The organism is Affinundibacterium flavidum (assembly GCF_014284175.1).
Taxonomy (GTDB): Bacteria; Pseudomonadota; Gammaproteobacteria; order Burkholderiales; family Burkholderiaceae_D; genus Undibacterium; species Undibacterium flavidum.
On record NZ_JACOGA010000006.1, the window covers coordinates 139,914 to 166,384 of the forward strand.

At 44.1% G+C, this 26,471-nt stretch carries 27 protein-coding genes; 14 read left to right on the forward strand and 13 right to left on the reverse strand.

What is annotated here, in order from left to right; translation table 11 throughout:
- Positions 1-9: 9 nt before the first annotated feature.
- From H8K55_RS07955 to H8K55_RS07965, 3 genes are all read right to left on the reverse strand, one after another.
- Positions 10-885: an alpha/beta hydrolase gene (locus H8K55_RS07955; RefSeq protein WP_186941548.1), complete on the reverse strand. Its 876-nt coding sequence runs from the start codon at positions 883-885 to the stop codon at positions 10-12.
- Between the two features lie 4 nt (positions 886-889).
- A complete protein-coding gene (locus H8K55_RS07960) occupies positions 890-1,222 on the reverse strand; it encodes a DUF1840 domain-containing protein (RefSeq protein ID WP_186941549.1) in 333 nt (110 codons plus the stop codon).
- Between the two features lie 72 nt (positions 1,223-1,294).
- A complete protein-coding gene (locus tag H8K55_RS07965; protein WP_186941550.1) occupies positions 1,295-1,828 on the reverse strand; it encodes a hypothetical protein in 534 nt (177 codons plus the stop codon).
- A 364-nt stretch (positions 1,829-2,192) separates the two neighbouring features.
- On the opposite strand from H8K55_RS07965, the gene H8K55_RS07970 reads away from it, so the two are divergent.
- The 3 genes from H8K55_RS07970 to H8K55_RS07980 are packed head-to-tail and all read left to right on the forward strand — an operon-like array spanning position 2,193 to position 4,409.
- Positions 2,193-2,639: a hypothetical protein gene (locus H8K55_RS07970; protein WP_186941551.1), complete on the forward strand. Its 447-nt coding sequence runs from the start codon at positions 2,193-2,195 to the stop codon at positions 2,637-2,639.
- Between the two features lies 1 nt (position 2,640).
- A complete protein-coding gene (locus H8K55_RS07975; protein ID WP_186941552.1) occupies positions 2,641-3,519 on the forward strand; it encodes a sensor histidine kinase in 879 nt (292 codons plus the stop codon).
- Between the two features lie 53 nt (positions 3,520-3,572).
- Positions 3,573-4,409, forward strand: coding sequence for a LytR/AlgR family response regulator transcription factor (locus H8K55_RS07980; protein ID WP_186941553.1), 837 nt, complete (start codon positions 3,573-3,575; stop codon positions 4,407-4,409).
- Positions 4,410-4,743: 334 nt separating this feature from the next.
- Here the strand turns inward: H8K55_RS07980 and H8K55_RS07985 are convergent, their stop codons facing one another.
- From H8K55_RS07985 to H8K55_RS08020, 8 genes are all read right to left on the reverse strand, one after another.
- Complete coding sequence (locus tag H8K55_RS07985; RefSeq protein WP_186941554.1) at positions 4,744-5,520, reverse strand: 5'-methylthioadenosine/adenosylhomocysteine nucleosidase; 777 nt, start codon at positions 5,518-5,520, stop codon at positions 4,744-4,746.
- Positions 5,521-5,824: 304 nt separating this feature from the next.
- Positions 5,825-7,078 (reverse strand): DUF3419 family protein, encoded by a 1,254-nt coding sequence (locus tag H8K55_RS07990; protein WP_186941555.1) that lies wholly within the window; start codon positions 7,076-7,078, stop codon positions 5,825-5,827.
- Between the two features lie 145 nt (positions 7,079-7,223).
- Complete coding sequence (locus H8K55_RS07995) at positions 7,224-8,000, reverse strand: hypothetical protein (protein ID WP_186941556.1); 777 nt, start codon at positions 7,998-8,000, stop codon at positions 7,224-7,226.
- A gap of 76 nt (positions 8,001-8,076) precedes the next feature.
- Positions 8,077-8,610, reverse strand: coding sequence for an SRPBCC family protein (locus H8K55_RS08000; protein ID WP_186941557.1), 534 nt, complete (start codon positions 8,608-8,610; stop codon positions 8,077-8,079).
- 57 nt (positions 8,611-8,667) lie between these two features.
- On the reverse strand, positions 8,668-10,137 hold the full coding sequence (glpK, locus tag H8K55_RS08005) for a glycerol kinase GlpK (RefSeq protein WP_186941558.1): 1,470 nt from the start codon (positions 10,135-10,137) through the stop codon (positions 8,668-8,670).
- A 40-nt stretch (positions 10,138-10,177) separates the two neighbouring features.
- Positions 10,178-10,717, reverse strand: a complete 540-nt coding sequence (locus tag H8K55_RS08010) for a YgjP-like metallopeptidase domain-containing protein (protein ID WP_329605011.1) — start codon at positions 10,715-10,717, stop codon at positions 10,178-10,180.
- A gap of 12 nt (positions 10,718-10,729) precedes the next feature.
- Positions 10,730-11,578 (reverse strand): FKBP-type peptidyl-prolyl cis-trans isomerase, encoded by an 849-nt coding sequence (locus H8K55_RS22165; RefSeq protein ID WP_186941559.1) that lies wholly within the window; start codon positions 11,576-11,578, stop codon positions 10,730-10,732.
- 61 nt (positions 11,579-11,639) lie between these two features.
- Positions 11,640-11,897 carry a hypothetical protein gene (locus tag H8K55_RS08020; protein WP_186941560.1) on the reverse strand — a complete coding sequence of 86 codons (258 nt, stop codon included), beginning with the start codon at positions 11,895-11,897 and terminating at the stop codon, positions 11,640-11,642.
- Positions 11,898-11,997: 100 nt separating this feature from the next.
- On the opposite strand from H8K55_RS08020, the gene H8K55_RS08025 reads away from it, so the two are divergent.
- The gene (locus H8K55_RS08025) at positions 11,998-13,536 is read left to right on the forward strand and encodes a CoA-acylating methylmalonate-semialdehyde dehydrogenase (protein ID WP_222612407.1); all 1,539 of its coding nucleotides are present in this window, start codon (positions 11,998-12,000) and stop codon (positions 13,534-13,536) included.
- Positions 13,537-13,738: 202 nt separating this feature from the next.
- On the opposite strand, the gene H8K55_RS08030 is transcribed toward H8K55_RS08025, so the two are convergent.
- Positions 13,739-14,467: a chitinase gene (locus H8K55_RS08030; protein WP_186941561.1), complete on the reverse strand. Its 729-nt coding sequence runs from the start codon at positions 14,465-14,467 to the stop codon at positions 13,739-13,741.
- A 176-nt stretch (positions 14,468-14,643) separates the two neighbouring features.
- A complete protein-coding gene (locus tag H8K55_RS08035; RefSeq protein WP_222612400.1) occupies positions 14,644-17,535 on the reverse strand; it encodes a TonB-dependent receptor domain-containing protein in 2,892 nt (963 codons plus the stop codon).
- A 348-nt stretch (positions 17,536-17,883) separates the two neighbouring features.
- On the opposite strand from H8K55_RS08035, the gene H8K55_RS08040 reads away from it, so the two are divergent.
- From H8K55_RS08040 to H8K55_RS08085, 10 genes are all read left to right on the forward strand, one after another.
- On the forward strand, positions 17,884-18,645 hold the full coding sequence (locus tag H8K55_RS08040) for a sulfite exporter TauE/SafE family protein (RefSeq protein WP_186941562.1): 762 nt from the start codon (positions 17,884-17,886) through the stop codon (positions 18,643-18,645).
- Positions 18,646-18,694: 49 nt separating this feature from the next.
- Complete coding sequence (locus tag H8K55_RS08045) at positions 18,695-19,342, forward strand: hypothetical protein (RefSeq protein WP_222612401.1); 648 nt, start codon at positions 18,695-18,697, stop codon at positions 19,340-19,342.
- 144 nt (positions 19,343-19,486) lie between these two features.
- On the forward strand, positions 19,487-21,445 hold the full coding sequence (gene mnmG, locus H8K55_RS08050; RefSeq protein WP_186941564.1) for a tRNA uridine-5-carboxymethylaminomethyl(34) synthesis enzyme MnmG: 1,959 nt from the start codon (positions 19,487-19,489) through the stop codon (positions 21,443-21,445).
- Between the two features lie 3 nt (positions 21,446-21,448).
- A complete protein-coding gene (rsmG, locus tag H8K55_RS08055) occupies positions 21,449-22,105 on the forward strand; it encodes a 16S rRNA (guanine(527)-N(7))-methyltransferase RsmG (RefSeq protein WP_186941565.1) in 657 nt (218 codons plus the stop codon).
- A gap of 62 nt (positions 22,106-22,167) precedes the next feature.
- On the forward strand, positions 22,168-22,947 hold the full coding sequence (locus H8K55_RS08060) for a ParA family protein (protein ID WP_186941566.1): 780 nt from the start codon (positions 22,168-22,170) through the stop codon (positions 22,945-22,947).
- A 22-nt stretch (positions 22,948-22,969) separates the two neighbouring features.
- Complete coding sequence (locus H8K55_RS08065) at positions 22,970-23,863, forward strand: ParB/RepB/Spo0J family partition protein (protein ID WP_186941567.1); 894 nt, start codon at positions 22,970-22,972, stop codon at positions 23,861-23,863.
- 532 nt (positions 23,864-24,395) lie between these two features.
- Entirely contained in the window at positions 24,396-24,734 is a 339-nt protein-coding gene (locus H8K55_RS08070) for an ATP synthase subunit I (RefSeq protein ID WP_186941568.1), read from the forward strand.
- A 2-nt stretch (positions 24,735-24,736) separates the two neighbouring features.
- Entirely contained in the window at positions 24,737-25,561 is an 825-nt protein-coding gene (gene atpB, locus H8K55_RS08075; RefSeq protein WP_186941569.1) for a F0F1 ATP synthase subunit A, read from the forward strand.
- A 117-nt stretch (positions 25,562-25,678) separates the two neighbouring features.
- On the forward strand, positions 25,679-25,921 hold the full coding sequence (gene atpE, locus H8K55_RS08080) for a F0F1 ATP synthase subunit C (RefSeq protein ID WP_186917574.1): 243 nt from the start codon (positions 25,679-25,681) through the stop codon (positions 25,919-25,921).
- Positions 25,922-25,998: 77 nt separating this feature from the next.
- The gene (locus H8K55_RS08085) at positions 25,999-26,469 is read left to right on the forward strand and encodes a F0F1 ATP synthase subunit B (RefSeq protein WP_186941570.1); all 471 of its coding nucleotides are present in this window, start codon (positions 25,999-26,001) and stop codon (positions 26,467-26,469) included.
- Positions 26,470-26,471: the final 2 nt, after the last annotated feature.

A 26,471-nucleotide genomic window follows, 5' to 3' on the forward strand; every position in this document is an offset into this window, starting at 1 on the left:
TTGTTATGATTATTGCCGCGCTGCAGGCATAAAATCATTTTCTTCTAACCAAATTCTGACGTCTTCAAAAACCTGTAAGGCTTCTAATTCATTAAAAACTTCGTGATAGAAACCCGGATAAATTTGCGTTTTCAGACAAGATCTATGCGAACTTGCATTCAATTTTGTCGAGAAATTTTTAGCCCCTTGTGGGTTCACAACCAGATCTCCATCCGCAATCAGTAGGAGCGTCGGTGTCTTTAATTCTGTCGCATGCGCTTTGACATACTGCATTGCATCTAACATGCTTTGAAATAAACTGGCACTAATACGTGCGTGCACCAAAGGATCGTTTTGATAGGCTGCAACAACTTCACTGTCGTGTGATAAATACCGACCATTCGTGCCGTGACCGACACCTAAGTGCGGAATCAATACTCGGCTGATCTTAAATAGAAATTTTTCTATACGACTAGTACGAACGGAAAAAGCAGGAGAAGATAAGATCAATCCACTTAATGGTGTTAATCCTTCCAAAGCAAAACGGGTAGCAAATAGACCACCCATACTATGCGCCACGACAAACGGTGGTTTCTGCAATTGTTTTGAAAAGTCCGTAATCACTAAACGTGTATCACGCAAAATTGCATCGGTATCAGGAATATCGCCACGAGCACCAGATGATTGTCCATGTCCACGTTGATCAAAACTTCTGACCTTAAAGCCTAAGGCATTAAAGAATCTCGCAACGTGAACATAACGTCCTGAATGTTCCCCCAAGCCATGCATAACAACAATACCAGGCGCATCGCTTCCATCTTGCACTGGCCAGTCGCGAACAAACAGAGAAGCGCCGTCCAAGGCTTCTAAGAAAAATTCTTCTGTATGTTCTACATGCGCAGTCATCGTTTTATACACCCCACAAAATTTCAGTTTGTTTTTTGTTCGCTGCCTTTAGCATTTCCAATAACGGAAATAGACGCGCTGATAAAGTCACCGTATTAAATTTCTTTTTCTTTTCAAATTCATCCAAGTCTTCATCTTCTTCAATTTTTTCCTGAAGTTTTCTCTGTAACTTGTCGTCTTCTATCAGTTTTTCTATTTTTTGAATGGTGTCAGGTAGTTCGGCTGATGTAATAACACCTCGGTCTACACTTTTACCCAAGAGTTCTAATACAGCAGCAATATGCTCTTTATACATAATGACTTCAGCAGCTGCTTTTGATTTAAAAATAATTAACATAAAGACTCATTAAAAATACGAACTAAATAGTTTTCAACATTTTTGCTGCGTTCACCATTTTTAGGACAACACTTAATTAAATTTTAGTGAACCAAAAAACATATCCATCACTTCAGGTGTAAATGCTTTCTCATCACCAAGCATGATCGCTTGAATAATCCAAGGTCCATGCTGTGTAAAACGCGCTACCAATTTTACGCTCTGTCCGTTTTGTGCTTTACCTAGCGCTGTAATAGTATTTTTTGGTGCATCTGTAGGCGATGGTTCAACTAGCTTCGCTTGAATATTTTTGAGCATTCCTGCTTGCATCGCATTCAAAGCACGTTGTTGTTGCGCCAACAGTATCTTTTGATCTACAGATTTATCGTCAACTTTGGCATAGGCGATGGCAAAACTGATTTGATTCACATCCGTTGCTGTCATCTGTAAAGTCACTTTGATGCCATCTAAATCAACTTCTCTACTATGACTAGCGGGCTTACCTGGAAACAGGGCGCTGATAGGCGCATCCTGACTTCTAAATTCACGCCAATCAAATTTAGGTGTACAGGCATTGATTCCCAGTAAAGTAATGAGTATCAGTAAAAATCTAAAAATCTTCTTCATTTCCTTCTCTCTTTATTCTTCTCTTTATTCTTCTCTACCATTTTTGCAAACACGTTTCAGACACTTATATAAGTGCAAAGTACAAATTCATGATTAGCCTCCATTGTAGGTCAAGCCTGTCGCTAACTCATACCAAAATCCCGTGCAATCCGTATTTATCCTTGTAAAAGCACAAAAACAGGCTTTTCACACAAAAAGCGAACAATCTGACTGCCACTTATCGCGTGAAATTACCTTTGAGCTATAGCTTTATGCGCTTAATCGCAGAGCGCTAGAGCTAGTTTTTCGCCGATGCTACTGTGTAGTCATACAAGCAGTAATTCAAAACACAAAAACTGCAAGACAACACTAAGAGGAGAACAACATGTCAGAGCCAGAACAAGAAACACAACAAATAATGCAAGAAATTTCGTCAGACACAAGCACTACAACTTTTACAGAAAATACGACAAATAATTCATCAAATACAAGGAGCAATACCATGAACTCAACAACTAAAAACCCAGTCCTCGAATTCGTTTTGAACGTCGCAGATACCGCTAAATACATCTGGCAACATTATGTCGAATGGATTATCGATGTCTCATGGGGAAAATTGTTTCTCGCTTGTTTATTAACTCTGATCGCTGGTGGACTTTTGTCTGTACATGCGCTGGCTAACTGGTTAGTGATTGGTTCCTTGTTGTTGAAATGTTTTATTGGCAAAGAAGACCAAACTACTCAGCACCAAACAACGCAACAAGCTACACAACAAACTTCGGAACAAGCTACAGAAAAAACAGCAGAAAAAAAACCGGATGAGGAGAGCTAAGATGGATGCGGGCGATAAAAATAAAGTTCTTTTGTTCATGCTGGATGTAGCAGAAACAGGTAAAGAATTTTGGTGGAAATTTTTTGACTGGTTAGCAGTGATTTCCTGGAGTTACCTGGTTTTTGTTTCTGTCTTGGCGATGATCATCGGTGGCATTTTAGGTTTAGGAAGTTTGTTGCCTTTGTTGGTATTCGCTTCCATCATGATCAAGAGTTTGGCAGGTGGTAAACGTCGTGCGGAAATTGCTGCTAGTGACGCATCCACCAGAGCCGATGTTGAAGCTTTAGAACGTCGCGTGTTAGAAGCGGAAATGGCGACTTTGCAAGCTCAGATAGAACCTCATTTTTTATTTAATACCTTAGCTTTAATTGGTCAGTTAATTGAAACCGATCCGCATCAAGCTTCTATCGTTCATACCCATTTAATCAAATATTTGCGTGCCGCTTTGCCACAAATACGTGAACAAGGTGGTGGAAAATTAGGACAACAATTAGCTTTATCGCGTGCCTATTTGAATATTATGCAAGCACGTATGCAAGAACGTTTAACGTATCAAATTGAATGTCCTGCTGCACTAGAACATGTCGCCTTTCCATCCATGATGATACAAACCTTAGTGGAAAATGCGATCAAGCATGGCTTAGAACCGAAGACCGATGGTGGCCACATCAGCATTCTTGCGCGCCAAGGTGAAGGCGAAATTCAAGTAGAAGTATATGACAACGGTATCGGTTTTGATTTACATGCTGACGATGGAATCGGCCTTAGCAATATTCGTGAACGCTTAAAAGTTTTATACGGAGTCAAAGCGAGCTTGGTGATTGAAGTACCAAAAACCGGTGGTGCTAAATTGACTTTGCATATTCCTGATTTTCAGTAAATGTATTTTTTGAACCTAAAGATTCTACTAATAATCAAATTTAAAAAAATAAAATGATTAACCAAATTACCGCCATGATTGTCGATGATGAAGCCCCTATGCGTGCACATCTGCGTAGCAAATTAAAACAAGCTTGGCCAGATCTCAACATCGTGGCAGAAGCAGCGAACGGCATTGTGGCAATTGAAGAAGCCAAACTACATCATCCGCAGATTATTTTTTTAGATATTCGTATGCCTGGTAAAAATGGCATAGAAGCTGCTAGTCAATTAGCTAAAAATGCGCTCATTATTTTTGTGACCGCTTACGATGAATACGCAATTCAGGCTTTTGAACGTGGTGCGATGGACTATTTATTAAAACCTATCGACACTGAACGTTTACAACAAACTTGTCTGCGCTTGCAGGAAAGATTAGCCAAAAAAAATACTGAATCGTCGACTGTTTCTAGTTCAAAAATAGTTTTATCGGATAAAACTGAGCAAACTCACCATGTTGAACAATCACATCAAGTCGAACAATTGCTAACGCAATTAATGCAGCAACAACAAGCTCAACAGAGAGAATATTTACGCTGGATACAAGCTAGTGTAGGAAATAGTTTGCGCATGATTAGCACCAAAGAAATTCTCTTTTTTAAATCGGATGAAAAATATACTTTAGTACAAACAGAACAAGCTGAATTTTTAATTCGTAAAACTTTAAAAGAGTTAGAGGATGAATTAGATCCTAAAGAATTTTGGCGTGTTCATCGATCTACTTTGGTAAGGGTTAGTGCTATTGCAGAAGTAACGCGGGATTTTCGTGGTCGACAAATGTTAGGTTTAAAAGGATCTCCTGAAAAACTCGAAGTGAGCCGCAATCATACCCATTTATTTCAACAAATGTGAATTATTTCAGCAGTTTTTTTTGAGTCGCCAAAAAAAACTTTTTTCTTTTAATTGAATAAGTTTATATATATGAATAGTAATAGTTGTTAACGACAAAGAATTTTGTGGATAAGCCTGAATTAGACTCTAAAATCAAAGCTCTAGAGAAAATATAAGTAGGCTGAAAATCTTTGTATGAGAGCTCAACAATTTTTGTATAAGTTTTTTGGCTTGAATAAGTAAGCGAGTTCTACACAAAATCTGCAAAGCTTATCCACAGCTTTATCCACAAAAATATTTTTTAATTTGTCGAAAATTTGTTGTACGTTTATTGTGAACTGATCACCGATTTACTTTATTCGTTCTTATTTTCAAAATAATTCTTCAAAATTCCCAAGGTATACGGTGCGGCAACGTTTTTTACAAAACTTTGAAAATCATGATGCGCCGTTTCATCCGCACTATCCGAAATTGTTCTTAAAATTCCAAATGCGAGGTTATGTTCTTCACAAACCTGAGCAATTGCCGCTCCTTCCATTTCTACTGCGAGTAGATCCGGCAAAGCTTGCTTTAAATGATTCAAAACTTGCTTGTCATGAATAAATTGATCACCACTAGCGATTAAGCCGGTATGCATTCGCACGTTTTGCAATTGAAATTCTTGAATTTGTTCGGCGGAGAGATGTTGGTGTATTTCTTGGATAAATGCTTGCGTCGCTTTTTGAAGGTCTAAAGATAGATCTTGTTGGGCTGAAAAACGAGATTTTCCGCTTAAAGGAATTTCAAAACGTGGAAATAGAGGAGAAGCATCCATATCGTGTTGTAGCAGCTCTTGAGCGATGACGATGTCTCCCACCTTTAAACTTGCATCGGCAGCGCCTGCTACGCCACTTAAAAGCAGTTGATTTACTTGAAAATGATGAATTAAGAGACTAGTAGTGCTGGCAGCAGCAACTTTTCCTATTCCAGCTAAGACCATTACTACGGGATGTCCCCATAAATTACCTTGTATGAAACTTCGTTTAGCAATGTGATGTAGTTCTTGGTCGGTAATCAATGTTTGCAATCCTTCTTGTTCTTCACGCATAGCAAAGATTAAGCCTGTGGTATTGGGTTTAATTGAAATAGACATAGGGTTTTGAAAAATGAAGAAGAAAGAAAGCAGCTTTGTTTTGTATACATAAGGTATATATATACATAGTAGTAGTAGTTAACGTCGCTGATTTTTGTGGATAAGTAAGTTTACTAAAATGAAATCAAGGATTTAGGTCAAGGATAAAGTCTAGGACAATGCTTGTACAGAAAAAGAATAGATTCTGCATAAGATTTGGACTGTGGAAAGCTTAGGCGGTTTTACACATACCTTCCTCAAGATATGCAAAGACTTATCCACAGATTTTTGTAGTGTTTTTGTATTCTGTTTTTATTTTCTGTTTCTATTTTTTATCTAAGACAAATAGAGAGCCGTATAGAGCACATCGATCTTTACTTTGTAATTCTTGATTACGCAAGGCATTGGTTTGCCAGCTTGCCTGCTCAGATTGAAAAACGACTTGTGGTAGCGGCAATTGTGTTCCCAGGCTGCGTATTAATACTTTAGCACCAGGTGCTGCGCAGCGATTGATTTCTTGCCACAGGCTTTTAATTTCTTCTGAGCTTAAATAATCGAGATGATCCTGTAAGACAAAAGCATCGATGGACTGTGGGCTTTGCTGTTGTAGAAAATCGATTAGACGATGTTGATGTGGGTGAATACGATGTGCGTATTGACGTAATTGTGGAAAAACATTTTTCTGCAAATAGAGCGGCAAGCTTTGTTGTAGCTGGATTTGGTAAGTGCTTCCTATTACTTGCTGTGCGAAATGGTTTTCAGCAATGCTGAAATCACAGAGTAGACGTCGTAATCTTTGTATTAAGAGTTGCGACAATTCGGCTTGATTTGTATCTCGATTTGCATCTTGTTTCGTATTCTTAAGTTTGTTGATTTGATTTTGATTAAAGCCTAGTTGATTCAATATAAATCGACGTCGCATCAAGAATAGAAAAGTTTTGTTTTGTAGTGCAGGCAGAATATCTTGTTCAAAGATGTGATTTTGTTGCGCTAAATCTTTTGCTAGTGGTAACTTATCAAAGCGCGCGCCCAATTGGATCAAGAGAAAACGTAAAAAACGTAAGCTGGTGTTGTAGTAACCATGTTCTTGTAAATTATTACTGAAGGCGTAGTAGCGTGGGCGACCAAGTAAATTGCGCTTTTGCCAGTAATGACTAGCTGCCTCTGACAAATTGGCGCGTAAGTGACGTTGATAGCGTTTGAGATTGTCGCTCTGATGTGGTTGTGCCAAAAATTTGAGAACCGCATCGTAATCGGGTAAATGAATTAGCGCTTTGGCTTTGATTTCTAACAGCGCTAATTGTGCAGAGTTTTCATCGACGCAATGAATCGCAGCTGGTTTGCAACTGAGGTAGGCTAAGGCATGGCAAGCACCGGCGGTAATGGTGACGATATTCGCAGCTGGTTTGAGATCTAAGGCTAATAAATCTATATGACTGTCGGCCCAAGTTTGGGATTGAATCAGCGTATTTTTTTTCTTAGGGCTAGAAATATATTGGCGCGCTAAAAATGCATCGAGCAAAGATGTTTTGAACGCTGTGAGATTTGTCTTGCTATGGAAAAAGGCTTTCGCATTCATGAAGTGCACCTGAGAGTTTGCTGAAAATAGACTTACTCTAGGCTGATCAGGTGACAGGTTTATGACAAAATTATTGATGTAAGGGTGTTTTTTATTTTGTTTGAATTTTGTGTGAATTTTAGTGGAAGGAGCTTCCATGTAAATTCTATAGTTGCCCGCAGGTCACAGGAAGCGGCGGTGGAGATAGTTCTAATTTTTCTCCGGCTTTGGGATGGCGAATACAATAGGTGCCGTATGGTGTTTTAACTTTACTGACAGGTCTGCCATCGTAGGCAAATTTCTTTTCGATAATGACACCCTCTCTTTGGATTTTGGCTGCATCAGCCATCGCATTCGAAAATTTCTTCATGTTTTCATTCAGACTTTTGCTTTCTGGCCGAAAGTTTTTTTCTTGTTTTAAGAAGTCATCTTTCAAGCTCATACTTAAATCTCGGATATTTTTTTCTAAGGGCGGTGCTGCAGGTGCAGGTGTTGGTACTGGCACTATTTCAGGTACAGGATTGTTGGCTGCCGCATGCTCGGGAAGCGTGATGGCTGTTGAAGTAGGGAGACTTTTTTTCTTACTAGCTAATGTGAAGGTTTCTGATACCGTAGGCTTTGTTGGTGTGTTGGGTTTTATTTGACTGACTTTGATAGCTGGGCGAATTTGTGGAATGTTCACTAACAGTAATACTTTGTTCGCTTTGGTGGAGCTAAGCTTATCGAAAGTTGATTTTGTGTTTTGCCAAATCAAAATTATCGCGATATGGGCTAGCAGGATAATTAGTAGTGTGAAGAATCGGCTAAAACGATTGATTTGCATAGAATTTTGAACGCTGTGAATTTTGCTATTTGTCTTGTTTAGGTGAGATTTAAATATGGAATCTAAGTCACTATTAAATTTATAGAGTGGTTTTATTATAAAAAGTTCTAAAAATTGCATTGAGAGCGTTACCCAATAAAAAATGGCGAGAAAGCTTACACTTTCCCGCCATTTTTTGTGTCAGATACTACGAAATTTACGGCTGTTTTTCTGCGACAGTTTTGAGATTTTTTAATCCATCTTCAAAATCAGGACCGACCATTTTATCCATGAAAGGGGCAAATAATTTCATCATAAAATTGCCTTCGCTACTGCCTACCATAGACCAAGTTACTTTAGTCGATGCGCCCTCTGGTTCTAGTGTTAATGCTCCATTGGATGGTTTTCCCATACCTTCGAAATGCAGTTCATAATTAATGACTTGATTCGGTGCGACCCGGGTAAATTTCATGCCGCCATTGCCCTGACTTTTACTTTTCCAATCCCAGCTTGCCCCTGCACCGGTTTCAGGTCCGGCATACAGCATTTCCATTTGAGGATCACGTTGGTTCCAGATCGACCATTTTTTCCATTCTTTGGGTGCTGCGATTAAGGGATAAATTTTATCGGGGCTGGTATTGATGTGAATGCTACGTATAACACCATAATGATTCGGCATCAGGTAAGCTAATCCTATCATCACGACGATGAGAAATAGCAGGCCAATTAGGATACGTTTTAAGACGCGCATGGCAACTCCATAATATTGATAATTAATGACCATTTCATTGTGCTTGACTAGGCCGCTTTAAAGCAAGCGGGCGACCGCGTTTTTCCAGATTTGCAGGCGATGATCGGCTTGAGTTCGACTAATTTGTGGTAAAAATCGCTGTTGTTCTTGCCATAGAGCACTGCATTCTTCGGGATTACTATAAACCCCAGTCTGTAATCCCGCCAGATAGGCAGCGCCCAATGCTGTGGTTTCCAGTACGCGAGGGCGTACCACAGGAATCCCTAATAAATCGGCTTGAAATTGTAGGAGCGTCGTATTGGTCGCTGCACCGCCATCTACCCGCAATTCTAAGATAGGCGTAGGGCTGTCTTTTTGCATTGCCATCAATAATTCTGCGGTCTGAAAAGCAATCGCTTCTATCGCTGCGCGGGCAATGTGAGCGGCGCTGCTGCCGCGATGTAAACCCAGAATTGCCCCGCGCGCATTGGCGTCCCAGTAGGGGGCACCTAAGCCAGTAAATGCTGGTACAAAAATTACGCCGTCACTATCCGGGACGCTGCTCGCCAGCGCGTCAATGTCCTTGGCGCTCGGTGCTAAATGTAAGTAATCGCGTAGCCATTGCACGACGGCGCCACCGATAAATACACTACCCTCTAAAGCATATTGCGGATGTTGATCAATTTGGCAGGCGGCGGTACTGATTAAGCCATGTTGCGAATGACTACAAAAAGCACCGGTTTGTAAGAGGGCGAAACAGCCTGTGCCGTAAGTGTTTTTAGCCATACCGGTACGGAAACAAGCTTGCCCGAATAGAGCTGCTTGCTGGTCGCCAGCGATACCTGCAATCGGAATCGCACTGCCAAATAAATGGCAATCACCAAAATAATAACTGGAAGGACAGACCTCGGGTAACAAGCTGCGTGGAATATCAAATAAGGCGAGTAATTCTTTATCCCACTCGCGTGTATGAATATTCCACAGCATCGTGCGTGAAGCATTCGTCACATCCGTGACATGTAATTGTTGGCCGCTGAGTTGGTAGGCTAACCAGCTATCGACCGTGCCAAAAGCCAATTCACCACGTTGTGCTTGTGCCCGGGCGTCTGGAATATGTTGCAATATCCAAGCGATTTTGCTGGCGGAGAAATAGGGGTCGAGGATTAAGCCGGTTTTTTCTTGGATTAATTTGGCGTAGCCTTGTTCGCGCAAATCTTCACATTGACGTGCGGTACGACGGTCTTGCCAAACGATGGCAGGGCCCAGCGGAAGTCCGGTTTTACGATTCCAGAGTATCGTGGTTTCACGCTGATTGGTGATGCCAATCGCGGAGATTTGTTGTGCCTGGAGACCGCTTTGCTGTAAGACTTGTTGTATGGTGGCGCGTTGGCTGTGCCAGATTTCCATCGCATCATGTTCGACCCAAGCTGCTTGCGGAAAATATTGAGTGAACTCTTGTTGCGCTGTACTGATGATATTGCCGCGCTGATCGAAGATAATAGAACGAGAACTGGAAGTACCTTGATCAAGTGCTAGTAGGTAAGCCATGAGTGTCTCCGCTGGCCAGGTTATTCGAGCGCTACAAAAATCAATTTCTATCGATGTCAGTATTCCATACTTCTTCACCAAGTAAGTCGATTTGTGTCAGATACAGGCGGCAATCGAGTTCATATTGGTGATAATTTTCTTCCATGTAGGTACATAGTTGATAAAAGGCTTTGTCGTGTTCTTTTTCTTTTAGATGCGCGAGTTCATGCACCGTAATCATTTTGAGGAATTCTTCGGGCACTGATTTAAACAGGCTGGCGATACGAATTTCATTTTTGGTTTTTAGCTTGTTGCCTTGTACGCGCGACACATAAGTATGTGTGCCCAAGGCGTTTTTGATTACGTGTAGTTTATTGTCGTAGATGACTTTACTGATTTGATCGCCATTGCGTAGTGAAGCATTTTTTAAGTCTTGTACGTATTGATACAGTGCTTTGTCAGTACGTATTTGGTGTACCTGTGGATACTTATTGCGCAAGTGGTTCGCGAGTTGATTTTGCGCGAGCAAAGCCCGAACCTGCGCTTGTAGATGCGCAGGGTAGGCAGTCAAATACGTCAATTTTTGTGATGTGATATCCACAGGGGTTTTTGCTTATTTCGCGTTAACTTTGACTTTTAATAATTCAACGTCAAACACCAGATCTGAATTGGCGGGAATTAAACCATTCCCAACTTCACGTGCACCATACGCGAGTGCTGCAGGAATAATCAGCGTACGCTTGCCGCCAATTTTCATACCTTGCACGCCCAAATCCCAGCCGCGAATTACTTCACCGCCATTCACTGTAAAACTAAAAGCTTCGCGTTTGCGCGAGCTGTCAAATTCTTTACCTTTTTGACCTTTGGCTTTGGGATCGCGCAACCAGCCGGTGTAGTGAACCGTGACGGTGTTACCGCTTTTAGCCTCGTCACCTTTACCGATTTTACTGTCGATTTTTTCAACTTCTGGCATGTTGATGACATCGAGTAATTCGATATCGAAAATCAAATCAGCATCTGGTGGAATCACGCCACGACCCGCACCACGTGGACCATAGGCCAATGTCGACGGGATCTGCAAAGTCCGTTTGCCACCGACTTTCATTCCTTGTACGCCTTGTTCCCAGCCGCGAATGACGCGCCCTTCACCTAAGTTGAAACTAAAAGGACCGCGACCAACTGAGCTATCAAAAGATTTGCCGTGTTGGTTTTCGGCTTGTGGATCACGCAACCAACCTGTGTAATGTACGACCACCGTTTTGCCTACGACAGCTTCTTTACCGGTGCCAACTACGCTATCGATTTTTTCTAATGTAGCGAATGGCGGAACCACGGCGACTGTTACTGGTGCACTGGCAGCGCTTGCAGCAACTTCTTGCTCAGGTTTTTGATCTTGTGCGCTTGCCTGATTGATGCAGAGATGACTGCTTAGTGCGAGGCTGATAAACAAAGCTAATTTCATGAAGTAAATTCCTGGTTAGATTAGTTGAATTAATGAGAGTGTTTCATACTGTATTACACGATTAGTTGCGTTTCAATTTAGCTTCAAACGCGATATCAAGTTTGCTGGCTTTACGCGGTGCTTCTTTATTCACGCTATTCACGAAGCGGACAAAGTCATCGATTTCTAGCGGTGCGCAGAGTTTTTCCTGGGTATCTGGATCATGTCCCAACACCAGATAAAAATGGCCACTGGCGGTTGTTACCATAGAGTAAGGAGCGTTCGCACTGCGTTGTTGCAAACGCAATACAGCGTTACTGGCTTTGGTTGAACGTGCCATAAAAACCTTTATCAAAAAACTGCTTAGGAAAATCATCAATATCGCTTATATCATTTAGCCGATACTGGTATCGCGATGCTGCAACATGATAATCTAGTCGCTGGCTCAGGAGAATAGCAAAATCGCAGAAGGTACAATATGTCTAAGGCTTTACATTTCACATTACATCAACGGTGGCGTGACTACAGAAAACAGTGTTCGTACGCAATCCGTTTTCAACCCGGCCACCGGGGCGGAAATAGCGCAAGTGGCTTTAGCCGATCCTCGTCAAGTGGATGAGGCGGTGGCCGCTGCCAAAGCAGCTTGGCCTACATGGTCAGAAACTGCACCCTTACGACGGGCGAGAGTGATGTTCAAATTTAAAGAATTACTGGAACAGAATCACGTCAAGTTGGCGAGCATCATCACGCGTGAACATGGAAAAATATTGTCGGATGCGATGGGCGAAGTGACACGCGGGATCGAAGTGGTGGAATTTGCCTGCGGCTTACCTCAGCTTCTAAAGACGCAGTTTTCTGACAATATTGGTGGCGGTATCGACAATTGGAATATTCGTCAATCATTGGGTGTGACGGTCGGCATCACGCCCTTTAATTTCCCTTTTATGGTGCCAATGTGGATGGCACCCTTAGCGATTGCCTGTGGTAATACCTTTATCTTGAAGCCTTCAGAACGTGATCCTTCTGCATCTTTGCTGATCGCAGAACTATTCCAGCAAGCGGGATTGCCGGATGGGGTTTTCAATGTTTTGCAAGGCGATAAGGTTGCGGTTGATGCCTTGTTAGCGCATCCTGATGTGGCGGCGATTTCTTTTGTCGGCTCGACCCCGATTGCAGAATACATTCATAGTGAAGGCAGTCGTTTTGGTAAGCGCGTACAAGCCTTGGGCGGCGCGAAAAATCATTTGGTCGTGATGCCGGATGCGAATCTGGAGCAAGCGGTTGATGCCTTAATGGGCGCTGCTTACGGTTCGGCTGGAGAACGTTGCATGGCAATTTCGGTGGCGGTTGCAGTCGGCGATATCGCGGACGAATTAGTCGCCAAGTTGGCGCCACGTGTGCGCGCTTTGAAAGTCGGTGATGGGATGGCGGCGGAGGTCGAAATGGGACCGGTAATCAGCGCTGTACATCGCACTAAGATAGAGACTTTGATTGCCAGCGGCGTGGAGCAAGGCGCGCAATTAGTGGTGGATGGACGTGGCTTGCAGGTGAGCGGACAGGAGCAAGGCTATTTTATCGGTGGCTCCTTGTTTGATCATGTACAAGAAGGAATGCGGATTCATAGTGAAGAAATTTTCGGGCCGGTGTTGTGCGTAGTACGCGTGCCAGATTTTAGCGCGGCGCTTGATCTGATTAATCGCCACGAGTTTGGGAATGGCGTTTCTTTGTTTACGGCGGATGGAAATACGGCACGTGAATTTTCACGTCGGGTGCAGGTCGGTATGGTTGGTATTAATGTGCCGATTCCAGTACCGATGGCATGGCACTCATTCGGCGGCTGGAAGCGTTCTTTGTTTGGGGATATGCATGCCTATGGCGAGGAGGGAATTCGCTTCTATACGCGCTATAAATCGATTATGCAGCGTTGGCCGGATAGTATTGCCAAGGGTGCGGAATTTACTATGCCAGTGGCGAAATGAATGAGGGGTTGAATTGATTGACGGATGAACCGCTGTGTGCATCGCGCACGTCATTTAACAGAGTTGGTTCGCGAATAAGATGGTGCGCATGGCGCACCATACGGGGAAATAATTTGATTATAGTGTGCGCGGAGTTTTCGTAGGGTGCGCCGTGCGCACCTATCGATAAACGCTGTGAATACTGTCAACGCCCCAATTTCACTCAGCACGCACTGTATTTACCAGGCTCCACACCAATCAGGCGCGTGATTTTCAAATAATTCTGGATGCGCATTTGCTGTTGTTGATAGCCGATATTCGCTGGTGGTTTGCTGCATTCCAAGTCACCATTAATGCTGCGCACGGTTTCGCCGAAGCCCAAGTTTTGCTTGATGGCGACATGGCTAGGCAGTGGGCCTGATCCCTTAATTTCCATCCAATACCAGAGTGCAGTTTTCCAGGCGACTGTCGCATCGCGTGACACCATATCCGGATCATTTAAGAGATCTAAGCCTAGCGCTTTTCCGGCTAAGGCGTAATTAAAATTCCAGCTGAGTTGAATTGGACCACGACCAAAATATTGCTTACCCTGGGCACAGGGTACGCCTTGCTTATCATTGCAATAGTGATCGTGAGTGCTAGTGTCAACTTCGGTGATGGCGCGTAATTCGAGTGACTCGTGCATGATATTGGCGAGAAAGGCGGCGACTTCACGTTGGTTGTCAGCGCTACTGCCAAAGTTGCCGAATTCAGGATACGCCTTGATCGCTGCTAGCAAACCTGCATAGGTATAAAACGGAATTCGTTGCGGAAATAGCTGTTCGAATTGTGCTTCGCTAATCATGAAGGCTTTGCTGCTTGGTTGATCTGCGGCACGCAATTCAGGTGTCGTAATACAGGCAGTGAGGGCGAGTACGAGCGTGCTGGCACCGATATAGGAAATAATTTTCATTAAAGCTTTCTGAAGGATTCGCGATAATTTAGCTGTAACTAACAGGAGTTTGAAGCTTAATCAAAGTCGAGTTTGAAAGCAAAGAAGTGGTATTGAATCCGAGAAAAAAATGTAGACGAAAGGACGAAAAAATGGCGAACCGAAGTTCGCCATTTTACTGACAAGGACTAATCAGATTAGAACTTGATCGTTGCGCCTACACTAAAATATCGACCAACTGCATCGTAGTTTTGTGGGAAGGTGTTGCCACTATTAGTGCCTGTTGAACCGATGGTGGAACCAACGATAGGAGGTGCCTTGTTGCTGGCGTTGTTGATACTGAGGTTAAAGCGGACATGCTTGTTAAAATTCCAAACAGCACTTAAGTCGATATAGTTGTAAGCATCAATTTTTGCATAGGCTGGCAAGAAGTTTGTTCCGCCTGGCTCTTCCGTTACAGCACTGACGTGACGCCAGTTATAACCGACTACAAATTCACCAAATGTCCAGGCTGTACGTTGGTTGAATTTATTTTTGTAGTTAGGAGCGCCGCATGCGACTGAGTAATAGCCGAGACAATGTCTTGTGACCGAAATTGGAGATGCTTTGATCACGAAAGAGTTGACGATATTCATATCAAAACCGAAGTCCAATTTCCCATATTTTGCATCTAATCCAAGTTCGCTGACAGGCAATTGATATTTCATGCTGAGATCATAGCCAGCAGTATTTTGTTTGCCAGAGTTCGTGGTGGGTGTAACAACGCCTGGCGAATCTGCACCGTTGAAAGAACCGTCAGCCTTGCTTCGCAAAATGGCAGCACAATTCGAATTAAATGCCATGGTTGGATTACGTACTGGGTCATAGCAATCATCTAATACATCTGTGACGCTTGGCGCGGAAATCGCATTTGTGATTTCTATCTTGTAATAATCCAAACTAATCGACAGATTTCGCAAAGGGGTTACGACGAATCCTATCGTATTCGTTTTAGCTTTCTCTGGTTCCAGATTAGGATTACCACCGAATTGATTATTGATTTGGCTAGCAGATGGTTTTGCTAAAGAACCAATGACACTCAATGGCACTCCAGTTTGTAAACAAAGATTCGATAAGGTTCCTGCTTTATTAGCATCCGTTTTATTAATTAAATCTAATTGGCAATGATCTTTTGATGCATTACTGAGCCCTGTAATGACAGGAGCAAATAACTCATTGACGTTAGGTGCTCTTGTGGCCAATTGTGTCATCCCACGAATACGCAAAGTCTTAATGGGTTCCCATTCTCCACCGTATTTATAGCTACCGTAGTCTTGTGCTTTTTTTGCTGTTTCAAAAGTGGTTTGGCGATAACCCACTTCTAAATTGAGTCTGCGAATGAAGGGTGCGTCTTTCACCAATGGAATCAGCGATTCAAGCGCATATTCTTTTAATTTGAAAGTTCCTGAACGATCAGGTGTGGGTGCACCTGTTCCTAATACTTCACCTTGTAGTTGAGAAGCAGCATCTGAACGGGTTAGTGCAGTGACTTTACGTTGTTCTGCACTTACAGCAACGTTTATTGCTTGTTTTGCCCATGGACTTTGTATATCGCCAAGTTCGCCAGAAGCGGATACGGCGGCTACGTCTTGATCCACACCTTGCATTAAGATGGCACTCTGATTGATAAATGCGAGTTGATCAGCTGTGATAGAACCTGCTGCTCCCCAAACGTTCAAAGGAACGCAACCGTTAGATGCGTCAACACACTTGCCTGTCGCAACAGAATTCAAAGCTTGCTTTACTTTAGAGAGAGAACCCCAGTTTCTACGCAATTGAGTCTGGTCTGCTGATCCACGACTCCAGTATCCATCATAGTTCCAGCTACCAGCAATTTCACCCTTTAGACCTAATGTATATTGGAGTGTTTTATTACTAAAATCATTGAATCGAGGTCCCATTTCTGTAAAGCGACGGCCAATGGAGAGTGGAACGATAGTGGTGTTTCCGACTACACAATTTGCTGCTGAGATATTACGTCGTAGACATAATTGTTCACGAGCCGCGGCTGGAATGAATGGGTTTCCAATAGGGACACTAAAAGTGTTATTAAAGGTGCCAGATTCAGCTAAAGTTGATGCGACCACACTTGATGTATAAAACATCTCTGCGTAGGCTTCAAAATTTTCATTGATTTTATAGTTTGCTAATGAGGTTGCTTGTGAACGATCCAAACCAGTAACAAAATAATTTAATGGATTGAAGTTGTAGAGTTTAACTGGTTGAATTAATTTCCCTGTTGCCGGATCGATTTGCCAGGCGTCGGCGGTCTTATCGGTCGCGCCGTCAACTGGTAAAGTATTAAAGCGTCCAGGAATTGTGGTGGAAGAACCATCTGCAGCGCCGGTTTCAGAGTTGAGTGAACTTAATCCAAATGAGCGAGTTCCTTGCGTTAATGGATCCGTTTTTGTTTTACCTAAACTCAATACGACATTACCGCGACCTTGGTCTAAGCTAGCGCCCATTGTAACGTCGGTACGATGGCGTTTGGCATCTGCTTTGCTGGTAGATCCGTATGATGTGTTGACTTCAAAACCCTGAAAGTTTTTCTTCAAATTGAAGTTGGCGACACCGGATACGGCATCTGCACCATAAACAACAGACGCGCCACCGGTCAATAGATCGACGCGACTAATCAGTGCAACAGGAATGGAATTGGTATCAACAACACCAGCGAGGTTGAATGGTACCAAACGACGACCATTGACCAAAACCAAGGTGCGATTCGGTCCCAAGCCACGTAAGTCAATTGTTGCTCCACCACCTGTACCATTGTTGGTGCCAGGACCAATTGCAGGAACTGCCGCTGGTAAGCCTTTAAAAAATTCTTCAACAGCAATAGGTTGTGAGGATTTGATTTCTTCGGCGGTAATAGAGCCAATCGGGCTGTTTGAGGTCGTGCCTGGCGATGTAATTCTTGTACCAGTGACGACAACGGACTCCACCTTATTATCCTGTGCCAATGCTGGTAAAGCCATGACACCCATACTTGCCACGACACTACCTGTAAACATCATGCGCATTGAGCGCGATAGGACTTTCTCGATCATTTAGTACTCCTCTATTGGAAATAATGGTTTTTTTAAGTACACCATTGTGGATAGCGTTGAGATTTACAAATCCCTCAGGAATTTTCATCCTTTTAATGCACGTTGTTTTTAATTGCGTGTCTGACTTGCCAACTATTGGGGAACAATTGACGCAAGTGACATCAAAGCATTTTCTTAAAGACAATGTCAATGGAAGTTCTTTTTCTGTTTATGGGATACAACGAAACATTTCGATTCAAATTGCCGTTCGTTGTATTTGATGTTGTCTTGTGGAAATGCGCTTGATTTTCTGCGACTTTCGTGAATGAGCTTGTTATGCTTTGTTCTTGTGTATAAATTGGACTAGATGTGACAGATTATTTGATATTAGGAATCGCGGGCTTTTGCGCTGGTTTTGTTGACGCGGTAGTTGGTGGTGGCGGCTTAATACAATTGCCAGCTTTGTTTTCGGTATTTTCTGCTGCAGCACCCGCGAGCCTGTTGGGCACCAGCAAATTTGCAGGTGTGTGGGGAACTTCCGTAGCGGCGATGAACTATGTCAAGGCGGTGCGCTTGCAGTGGCATATTATTATCCCTGCTTGCATAATGGCTTTTGTTTTTTCGTTTATCGGTGCTGTGACCGTAACGCATATACCTCCGACTTATTTGCGCAAAGCATTGCCATTTATTTTGATTGCGATTGCGATCTATACTTTCTGGAAAAAGGATCTTGGTGCGAAATCGGTATTGTTGCACTCTGGACGCAAGGAACTAATTCTGGCGATGTTGGTTGGTGCCGGGGTAGGGTTTTATGATGGCTTTTTTGGACCTGGTACTGGTAGCTTTTTTATCTTTATTTTTGTGCGCATTTTTGGTTATGACTTTTTACAAGCATCAGCCTCTGCTAAAGTATTGAATGTAGCCTGTAATGTTGCTGCCTTGATCTGGTTTGGATACAGCGGGCATATTATGTGGTTGATGGGTTTGGGAATGGCGGTCTGTGGGGTATTGGGATCAATCGCGGGAAGTCGGATGGCGATTAAGCATGGCAGTGGATTTGTGCGGGTGCTCTTTTTGCTGGTAGTGAGCGTATTAGTGATGAAGACCTCTTACGACGCATTCTTTAAATGACCACGTTCCACGTGAAACAATTTTGAATTGAAAGTGCTTGGGGATAATTTTGGATCAGATGATAGACAAAATATTTCAGCGGACTGAATTGGGTGAGGCAGAAATCCGTCAGCGCAACTTGCCATTAAGTAGAGCGGAGCAAGTAGTTTTGTTGGCTATAGATGGGCAGTTGAGCTATTCCCAGTTGCAGCTTGAATTCGTTAACGATTCTTCCATAGAGTTTGAAAAAGTCATTGAGAGCCTGTTGAGGAAGGAATTGGTATGCGCTGTCAAAGAGAAATCTTCGCAAGTGTCGTCATCAGGCAGTATTCAGACGACTTCGTTCGAAGTCCCTAGTTCCGCTGACGATGATTTTTTCTCCTCCTCTATGGATCCCATGAATAGTGGTTCGGGATTAGTCGTAGATACCAAGACTAAGTCCATGCGCTCAGTCAATTTGAAAAACAAGAAGCAAGAGAGTGTCTATGATGTAGATATTCCGCTTTCGCTTGAGTTAGATACCAAGTTAAGGTTGAAGAAGGACAAGCGGAAGAGTAAATTGGTGCAAGTGTTTCCCGAGCCGGAAAAGCCAAAAAAGCGTCGGCGTTCTAAGCGTCCTGTCGCTCCACCTGCAAGTAAGTGGCCTATGCGCATTTACATGGGTTTGACCGCAATTGGCATTTTGTTGGTGCTGGTGGCCGTCGCGGTGAAGATGTAAAACTGTTTCACGTGAAACAGTTTTCTGAATTTTTACAGTTTTTGGAGTGGGATTCAGGTTTTGCGACAGCAAAAGCATCTATAATCGTGCCTCGTATAAGTTTTACCGTATCGTCACCAAGCAATTCCTCCTTGAGCTATCCACATGTTTTATCCAAATGAATTCGATGTCATCGTCGTTGGCGGCGGTCATGCCGGTACAGAAGCCGCTTTGGCTTCCGCACGCATGGGCCAAAAAACGCTATTGCTGACCCATAATATTGAGACCCTAGGACAGATGTCTTGCAATCCATCGATAGGTGGAATTGGTAAAGGACATCTGGTGAAAGAGGTTGATGCCATGGGTGGTGCGATGGCGATCGCGACAGATGAGGCTGGCATACAATTCCGCATTTTGAATTCATCTAAGGGCCCTGCAGTACGGGCAACCCGCGCCCAAGCTGACCGGATTTTGTATAAGCAAGCAATCCGCAGTCGCCTTGAGAATCAAGAAAACCTGTGGATTTTTCAGCAAGCCGTCGATGACCTGATGGTGGAGGGTGATAGAGTCGTCGGTGCTGTGACGCAGGTTGGCCTGAAATTTAAGGCGCGTGCTGTGGTGTTAACAGCTGGTACTTTCCTCGATGGGAAGATCCATGTTGGTCTAAATAGTTATTCAGCCGGTCGTGCTGGCGATCCACCAGCTATCTCTTTGTCCAGTCGCCTCAAAGAATTGGCGTTGCCGCAAGGCCGTTTGAAGACGGGAACCCCACCACGGATTGATGGTCGCAGCATCGATTTCTCCCAAATGGAAGAGCAGCCGGGCGATCTCGATCCTATTCCTGTCTTCTCGGTTATGGGTAATGTCGGTATGCATCCACGTCAAATGCCATGTTGGATTACCCATACCAATGCAAAAACGCATGACATTATCCGTGCGGGTTTAGACCGTAGCCCCATGTACACGGGTGTGATTGAGGGTGTTGGCCCACGTTATTGCCCGTCGATAGAGGACAAGATTCATCGCTTTTCAGGCAAAGATTCACATCAGATTTTCCTTGAGCCAGAAGGTTTGACGACGAACGAATTCTATCCAAATGGCATCTCCACCAGCCTGCCATTTGACGTGCAATTAGAGCTGGTGCGTTCTATGCGTGGTATGGAAAACGCTTATATTTTGCGCCCCGGCTATGCAATCGAATACGATTATTTTGATCCGCGCGGTTTGAAAACTTCGCTGGAAACCCGTTCTATCCAAGGTTTGTTCTTCGCTGGCCAGATCAATGGCACCACAGGATATGAAGAAGCAGCAGCCCAAGGGATGCTGGCAGGTCTGAATGCCGCATTGCAAACACAGGGCAAAGAGGCCTGGGTTCCACGTCGTGATGAAGCCTATCTGGGCGTATTGGTCGATGATCTGGTCACCAAAGGCGTGCAAGAACCCTACCGTATGTTCACCAGCCGTGCCGAATTCCGTCTGAGTTTGCGCGAAGATAATGCCGATATGCGCCTGACGGAAATAGGTCGTCAACTCGGTTGTGTCAGCGATAAGCAATGGCAAATGTTCGAAGAAAAGCGTGAAGCTGTTTCACGTGAAATGGAAAGATTGAAATCAACCTGGGTCAATCCACGTATCGTCGAAGATGCTGAAGCAGAGCGTGTCGTCGGTAAGGCTCTGGAGCGCGAGTATTCTCTGGCGGATTTATTGCGCCGTCCGCAGGTTACTTATGATCACTTGATGACGCTTAAAGGCAAAGAAGGACAATCCCTAGGCGGTGAAGTTGTCACCGATCCGGCAGTCAAAGAACAGATAGAAATTCAAATCAAGTATTCAGGCTATATCGGACGTCAGGCCAAAGAGGTAGAACGTCAGGCGCATTATGAGAATTTGAAAATGCCAGAGGACTTTGATTATCTGGAAGTAAATGGCCTCTCAATCGAAGTGAAGCAAAAACTGAATGCGCAGAAACCAGAAACTTTAGGGCAGTGTGGCCGTATCTCTGGTGTGACGCCCGCGGCTTTGTCTTTGTTGCTAGTGCATTTAAAAAAACGTGGCTTTAAAGGTTTTGCCAATGCAGCACCTGCCAATGATGAAGAACTGAATGTCAAAGTGGTAGGTGAATAAGCGATGAGTCGTTTTGATAAAGAAGCTCTGGGAAATGAGCTCAGAGATGGTATTGCCTCCTTAGGTCTGCCCTTAAATGAAGAGCAGGTAGAGAAGATGTTGTCCTACCTGGCTTTATTGATCAAATGGAATTCAGTCTACAACCTGACTTCCATCCGTGATCCGCATGATATGGTTAAACAGCATTTGCTCGATTCTTTGTCAGCAGTACATGCTTTTACCCAAGCGAAGAATATTCTTGATGTCGGTTCTGGCGGTGGTTTACCGGGTATCGTTTTGGCGATCGTTTTTCCGACGGCTTCGGTCACGATGATCGATATCGTGAATAAGAAGACCGCGTTCCTGACGCAAGTCAAAGCTGAGCTCAAACTCAAAAATGTCACCGTGCATACCGGGCGCGTTGAGCTCCTGAAAGTCGAGCACAAATTCGACGTGATTACGTCCCGCGCATTTTCTGAGCTGAATAATTTCATCAACTGGTCGCATCATCTGTTGACCGAGGATGGTCGCTTTTTAGCGATGAAGGGTGTTTCGCCAACCCAGGAAATTGAACGTCTGCCCGAAGGATGGGAAGTCGAAAGTATTGAACCTCTGCAAGTGCCAGGTCTGGATGTGGAAAGACATCTGGTGCATGTGAAGAAGCTTGCTTTAGCAAATTAAGTTACACGTGAAACAGCAGTTCCGGGATTTTCTTTTAACCGCAATTATTCTAAAAAGTGTCTATGGCTAAAATTTTTTGCGTTGCCAATCAAAAAGGTGGTGTAGGAAAAACTACTACAACGGTCAATCTGGCTGCGGGTTTAGCTAAGCTTGACCAGCGGGTTTTGCTGGTGGATTTGGATCCCCAAGGTAACGCTACCATGGGCGCTGGCGTCAATAAAGCGAAGATAGAATTGTCTGTTTATCAAGTATTGTTGGGGATGGCAGATGTGAAATCTGCCGTGGTGAGATCAGAATCTGGTAAATTTGACATCCTTCCAGCGAACCGTGAACTCGCAGGTGCCGAAGTTGAAATGGTCGAGTTGGAAAACCGCGACAAGCGCCTGCGCTCAGCCTTAGACCAAGTGGGCGCTGACTACGACTTCATTTTGATCGATTGCCCACCGGCTTTATCGATGCTGACACTGAATGGTTTGTGCGCGGCGAATGGCGTGATTATTCCTATGCAATGTGAATACTATGCCTTGGAAGGATTATCGGATTTGGCGAATACGATTAAGAAGGTGTCCGCCAATTTAAACCCTGATCTGAAAATTGTCGGCCTGCTGCGTGTGATGTTTGATCCACGCATGACTTTGTCGCAGCAAGTTTCGGATCAGTTGGAACAGCATTTTGGCGACAAGGTATTTAAGACTGTGATCCCACGTAATGTACGTTTGGCCGAAGCGCCATCCTACGGCATCCCTGGCGTGGTGTTTGACCCATCGTCCAAAGGCGCGCAAGCCTATATTGCCTTTGGCGCAGAGATGGTGGAAAGAATTAAAGCTTTAGATAAGAAATAAGAAGTAAACATTTAAGATAATTATGGCAACTAAAAAACAAAAAGGCTTGGGGCGTGGCTTAGACGCTTTATTAGATGGTGCGGGCGATTTCGCCGAAGCGGTACCGACCGTGGTCGGCGCTCCAACCAGTTTGCCGGTCACGCAAATGCAAGCGGGTAAATACCAGCCGCGCACTCGCATGGACGAGGGCGCATTGGCTGAATTGGCCGCGTCAATCAAAGCTCAGGGCTTGATGCAGCCCATCCTGGTGCGTCCTATCGGTCAGGCTAATGGGGTGACTAAGTACGAAATCATCGCCGGTGAGCGCCGCTTCCGCGCCTCGCAGATGGCAGGTCTAACTGAAGTCGCCGTGTTGGTGAAAGATGTTGATGACCAAGCCGCCGCAGCGATGGCCTTGATCGAAAACATTCAACGCGAAGATCTCAATCCCTTGGAGGAAGCGCAGGGCATACATCGTTTGATTTCCGATTTCACCTTCACGCATGAACAAGCTGCCAATGCGGTAGGGCGTTCGCGTAGTGCGGTATCAAATCTGTTGCGTCTGTTAAATCTGGCGCGTCCGGTACAAACCATGCTGATGGCGGGGGATATCGACATGGGCCATGCTCGCGCCTTATTGGCCGTTGATGCGGCCACCCAGATTCAATTGGCGAATCAAGTCGTGGCAAAACGCATGTCGGTGCGTGACACAGAAAAGCTGGTCACCAAGACTACAGCTGAATTAGCGACACCCGCCAAACAAAAAGATAAGGCTGAAAAATCACGCGATATCACCCGTTTGGAAGAAGAGTTGTCAGATTTGCTAGCAACCCAAGTGACTTTGAAGATGGGCAGCAAAGGTCGCGGTCAGATGCTGATTGATTTCGCGGATCTGGATTCTTTGGATGGCGTGATATTGAAGATTCGTGGACAGTAATTTCTTTCATTTTGCTACCAAGTCAAAATGCGCAATTTGCGGTCGCTACACAAGTTATTAAGAGAAAACTTCACACACTTTAACGCCAAGACGCAGAGTCGCCGAGGAGCGTAGATAAAAGCGAAGATTTTACTAGTTTGCTCTGTGTATCTCTGCGCCTCAGCGTCTCGGCGTTGAGGGGGTTACGTTTCGGCTATGTGTGAGTGACAAAATAGCAATTTGTCCGATAATCCTCGGCAAACCTGCTAAATGATCGAAGACAATTGGGTAGATGACTTGCAAAACGAAATTTGTTGCATTGCATCAAACGTTTGACCTTGCTTATACATGCACGTATAATTCCGTGGCTTTGGAAAATCTGCCTCATTGTCATCGAAAATTGCACTGAAATGACACAAAAGCAGCACCAAAATAGACCAAATATAGCACCAATGTAGCGCAAACTAAGCACGAACTTAGTCTATAAAAAGAAGAAAAATACATATCGCGCATTGGTGGTAAACGAACATTTGTTGTAAAACTGGGGAGTGGCATGGCGCGCATCATCCTGTTGCAATTTGCAGCAGCTTTCATCGCGGCGCTGGTGGCGTTGTTAGTGTCTGGTCTCTCTTCCGGTATATCCGCTCTACTCGGCGGTCTATGTTGCGCGCTCCCGAACGCGTTTTTTGCTTTGCGCTTACTCAGTAGCGCGCGAAAACCCGGCGGTGCCAACCCGATGAATTTTTTCGTCGGCGAGTTTATAAAAATTGCACTGACCTTCGCTCTCATGGGTGCGGCGGTTATGTTTTACCCCGAATTGAATTGGATGGCGTTCCTCGCTGCATTCATCGTGGTAATGAAAAGTTATTTAATACTACTCTTTAGGCATTGATTATGAGCGCAACTGAGCACGCCCCAACCCCGTCGGAATACATCGGCCATCATCTCGGTCACTTAGCCAATTCTCATGAACAACAGACAGCCCTGGTTGACATGTCGTATATCAACTACGACACGATTATCTGGTCTGTGGTTTGTGGCTTGGCTGCAATTTTGTTGATGTACTTGGCATCACGCAAAGCAACTTCTGGTGTTCCAGGTCGTTTCCAATGTGCAGTTGAAATGGTCGTTGAAATGGTCAACGACCAAGCCAAGAGCATCGTGCACGGCAATGTATCTTTCATCGCGCCGATGGCATTGACAATCTTTGTTTGGGTTTCTTTGATGAACGCGATGGACTTCTTGCCTGTCGATTTGTTCTCAGTCTGGTTGTTCCCACTGTTGGGTTTAGATCCAGAAATGCACCACCGCGTAGTTCCTACTGCTGATTTGAATGGCACCTTGGGTATTTCTGTAGGCGTATTCGCCTTGATGATGTACTACTCCATCAAGATTAAAGGCGCAGGCGGCTTCATTAAAGAATTGTGTACAGCACCGTTTGGCCCAATGATGTTTCCAGCAAATATCGCATTGAACTTAGTTGAATACGCAGCGAAAACTTTCTCACTCGGTATGCGACTGTTCGGCAATATGTTCGCCGGTGAATTGTTGTTCTTGTTGATCGCTCTGTTAGGTGCTTACAGTCACTTCGGTGGAGTTGGACAAATTATTGCTGGTTCGGTTTGGGCTATCTTCCATATTTTGATCGTATTCCTGCAAGCCTTTATTTTCATGATGTTGACTTTGGTGTACATGGGTCAATCTCACGAGGCGCATTAATCAGTAAGGTAGTTCAGTAATATTGGTTTTGAATTGAATCAGATTTAAGTTCTCAGTTTTTTGGTTTTAGTTTTTGGTTTTGGTATTTTAATTTTTTAACTTTTAGGGAGTTTTCTCATGACTAACGTCGCATTTGTAGCTTTGGCTTGTGGTTTGATCATTGGTTTGGGCGCTTTGGGTGCTTGTATCGGTATCGCTATGATGGGTGGTAAATACTTGGAAGCGTCTGCTCGTCAACCAGAATTGATGGACAAGTTGCAAGGTAAAATGTTGTTGTTGGCTGGTTTGATCGATGCTGCGTTCATTATCGGTGTTGGTATCGCAATGTTCTTCGCAACTGCGAACCCATTCAAAGGTTAATTTAATTTCCTTTTCTACCGCGGTGTTGGTCATAGGATCAGCACTAGCGGAACGATAATTCACACAAGGAAACGACGATGAATCTTAATCAAACCATGTGGTACCAAGCAGGGGTGTTCTTCATCCTGGCTTTGTTTACCATGAAATTCGTTTGGCCACCATTGATTGGTGCCATCGATGCACGTATGAAAAAAATCGCAGACGGTTTATCCGCTGCGGATCAAGGGCAAGCCGCCATGAAAGAAGCTGAGAAAAAGATTCAGCTTGAATTGGCAGCCGCTCATGATAAAGGTATGACACAAATTGCTAACGCTGAAAAGCGTGGTCAGTTGATCGTAGAAGAAGCCAAGAATGCTGCGAATGCAGAAGCTGCGCGTATTATCGCTGCTGCTCAAGCGGAAGCTGCAAATCAAGTCACAAAAGCACGCGAAGAATTGCGCGACCAGGTTGCTACATTAGCAGTCAAAGGCGCAGAGCAAATTCTGAAACGTGAGGTTAACGCGTCTGCTCACGCAGATTTGTTGAACCAATTGAAGACTGAGCTGTAATC

Coding starts and splice junctions, on each gene's coding strand:
- H8K55_RS22165 (WP_186941559.1), bottom strand. CDS start 11,578: ATGAAATTAGCTTTGTTTATCAGCCTCGCACTAAGCAGTCATCTCTGC.
- H8K55_RS07970 (WP_186941551.1), top strand. CDS start 2,193: ATGTCAGAGCCAGAACAAGAAACACAACAAATAATGCAAGAAATTTCG.
- H8K55_RS07985 (WP_186941554.1), bottom strand. CDS start 5,520: ATGTCTATTTCAATTAAACCCAATACCACAGGCTTAATCTTTGCTATG.
- H8K55_RS07995 (WP_186941556.1), bottom strand. CDS start 8,000: ATGCAATTTTTAGAACTTTTTATAATAAAACCACTCTATAAATTTAAT.
- H8K55_RS08030 (WP_186941561.1), bottom strand. CDS start 14,467: ATGAAAATTATTTCCTATATCGGTGCCAGCACGCTCGTACTCGCCCTC.
- H8K55_RS07955 (WP_186941548.1), bottom strand. CDS start 885: ATGACTGCGCATGTAGAACATACAGAAGAATTTTTCTTAGAAGCCTTG.
- rsmG (WP_186941565.1), top strand. CDS start 21,449: ATGAGTCGTTTTGATAAAGAAGCTCTGGGAAATGAGCTCAGAGATGGT.
- H8K55_RS08000 (WP_186941557.1), bottom strand. CDS start 8,610: ATGCGCGTCTTAAAACGTATCCTAATTGGCCTGCTATTTCTCATCGTC.
- H8K55_RS07980 (WP_186941553.1), top strand. CDS start 3,573: ATGATTAACCAAATTACCGCCATGATTGTCGATGATGAAGCCCCTATG.
- H8K55_RS08085 (WP_186941570.1), top strand. CDS start 25,999: ATGAATCTTAATCAAACCATGTGGTACCAAGCAGGGGTGTTCTTCATC.
- mnmG (WP_186941564.1), top strand. CDS start 19,487: ATGTTTTATCCAAATGAATTCGATGTCATCGTCGTTGGCGGCGGTCAT.
- H8K55_RS07965 (WP_186941550.1), bottom strand. CDS start 1,828: ATGAAGAAGATTTTTAGATTTTTACTGATACTCATTACTTTACTGGGA.
- atpB (WP_186941569.1), top strand. CDS start 24,737: ATGAGCGCAACTGAGCACGCCCCAACCCCGTCGGAATACATCGGCCAT.
- glpK (WP_186941558.1), bottom strand. CDS start 10,137: ATGGCTTACCTACTAGCACTTGATCAAGGTACTTCCAGTTCTCGTTCT.
- H8K55_RS08065 (WP_186941567.1), top strand. CDS start 22,970: ATGGCAACTAAAAAACAAAAAGGCTTGGGGCGTGGCTTAGACGCTTTA.
- atpE (WP_186917574.1), top strand. CDS start 25,679: ATGACTAACGTCGCATTTGTAGCTTTGGCTTGTGGTTTGATCATTGGT.
- H8K55_RS07960 (WP_186941549.1), bottom strand. CDS start 1,222: ATGTTAATTATTTTTAAATCAAAAGCAGCTGCTGAAGTCATTATGTAT.
- H8K55_RS08070 (WP_186941568.1), top strand. CDS start 24,396: ATGGCGCGCATCATCCTGTTGCAATTTGCAGCAGCTTTCATCGCGGCG.
- H8K55_RS08020 (WP_186941560.1), bottom strand. CDS start 11,897: ATGGCACGTTCAACCAAAGCCAGTAACGCTGTATTGCGTTTGCAACAA.
- H8K55_RS08035 (WP_222612400.1), bottom strand. CDS start 17,535: ATGATCGAGAAAGTCCTATCGCGCTCAATGCGCATGATGTTTACAGGT.
- H8K55_RS07975 (WP_186941552.1), top strand. CDS start 2,641: ATGGATGCGGGCGATAAAAATAAAGTTCTTTTGTTCATGCTGGATGTA.
- H8K55_RS08060 (WP_186941566.1), top strand. CDS start 22,168: ATGGCTAAAATTTTTTGCGTTGCCAATCAAAAAGGTGGTGTAGGAAAA.
- H8K55_RS07990 (WP_186941555.1), bottom strand. CDS start 7,078: ATGAATGCGAAAGCCTTTTTCCATAGCAAGACAAATCTCACAGCGTTC.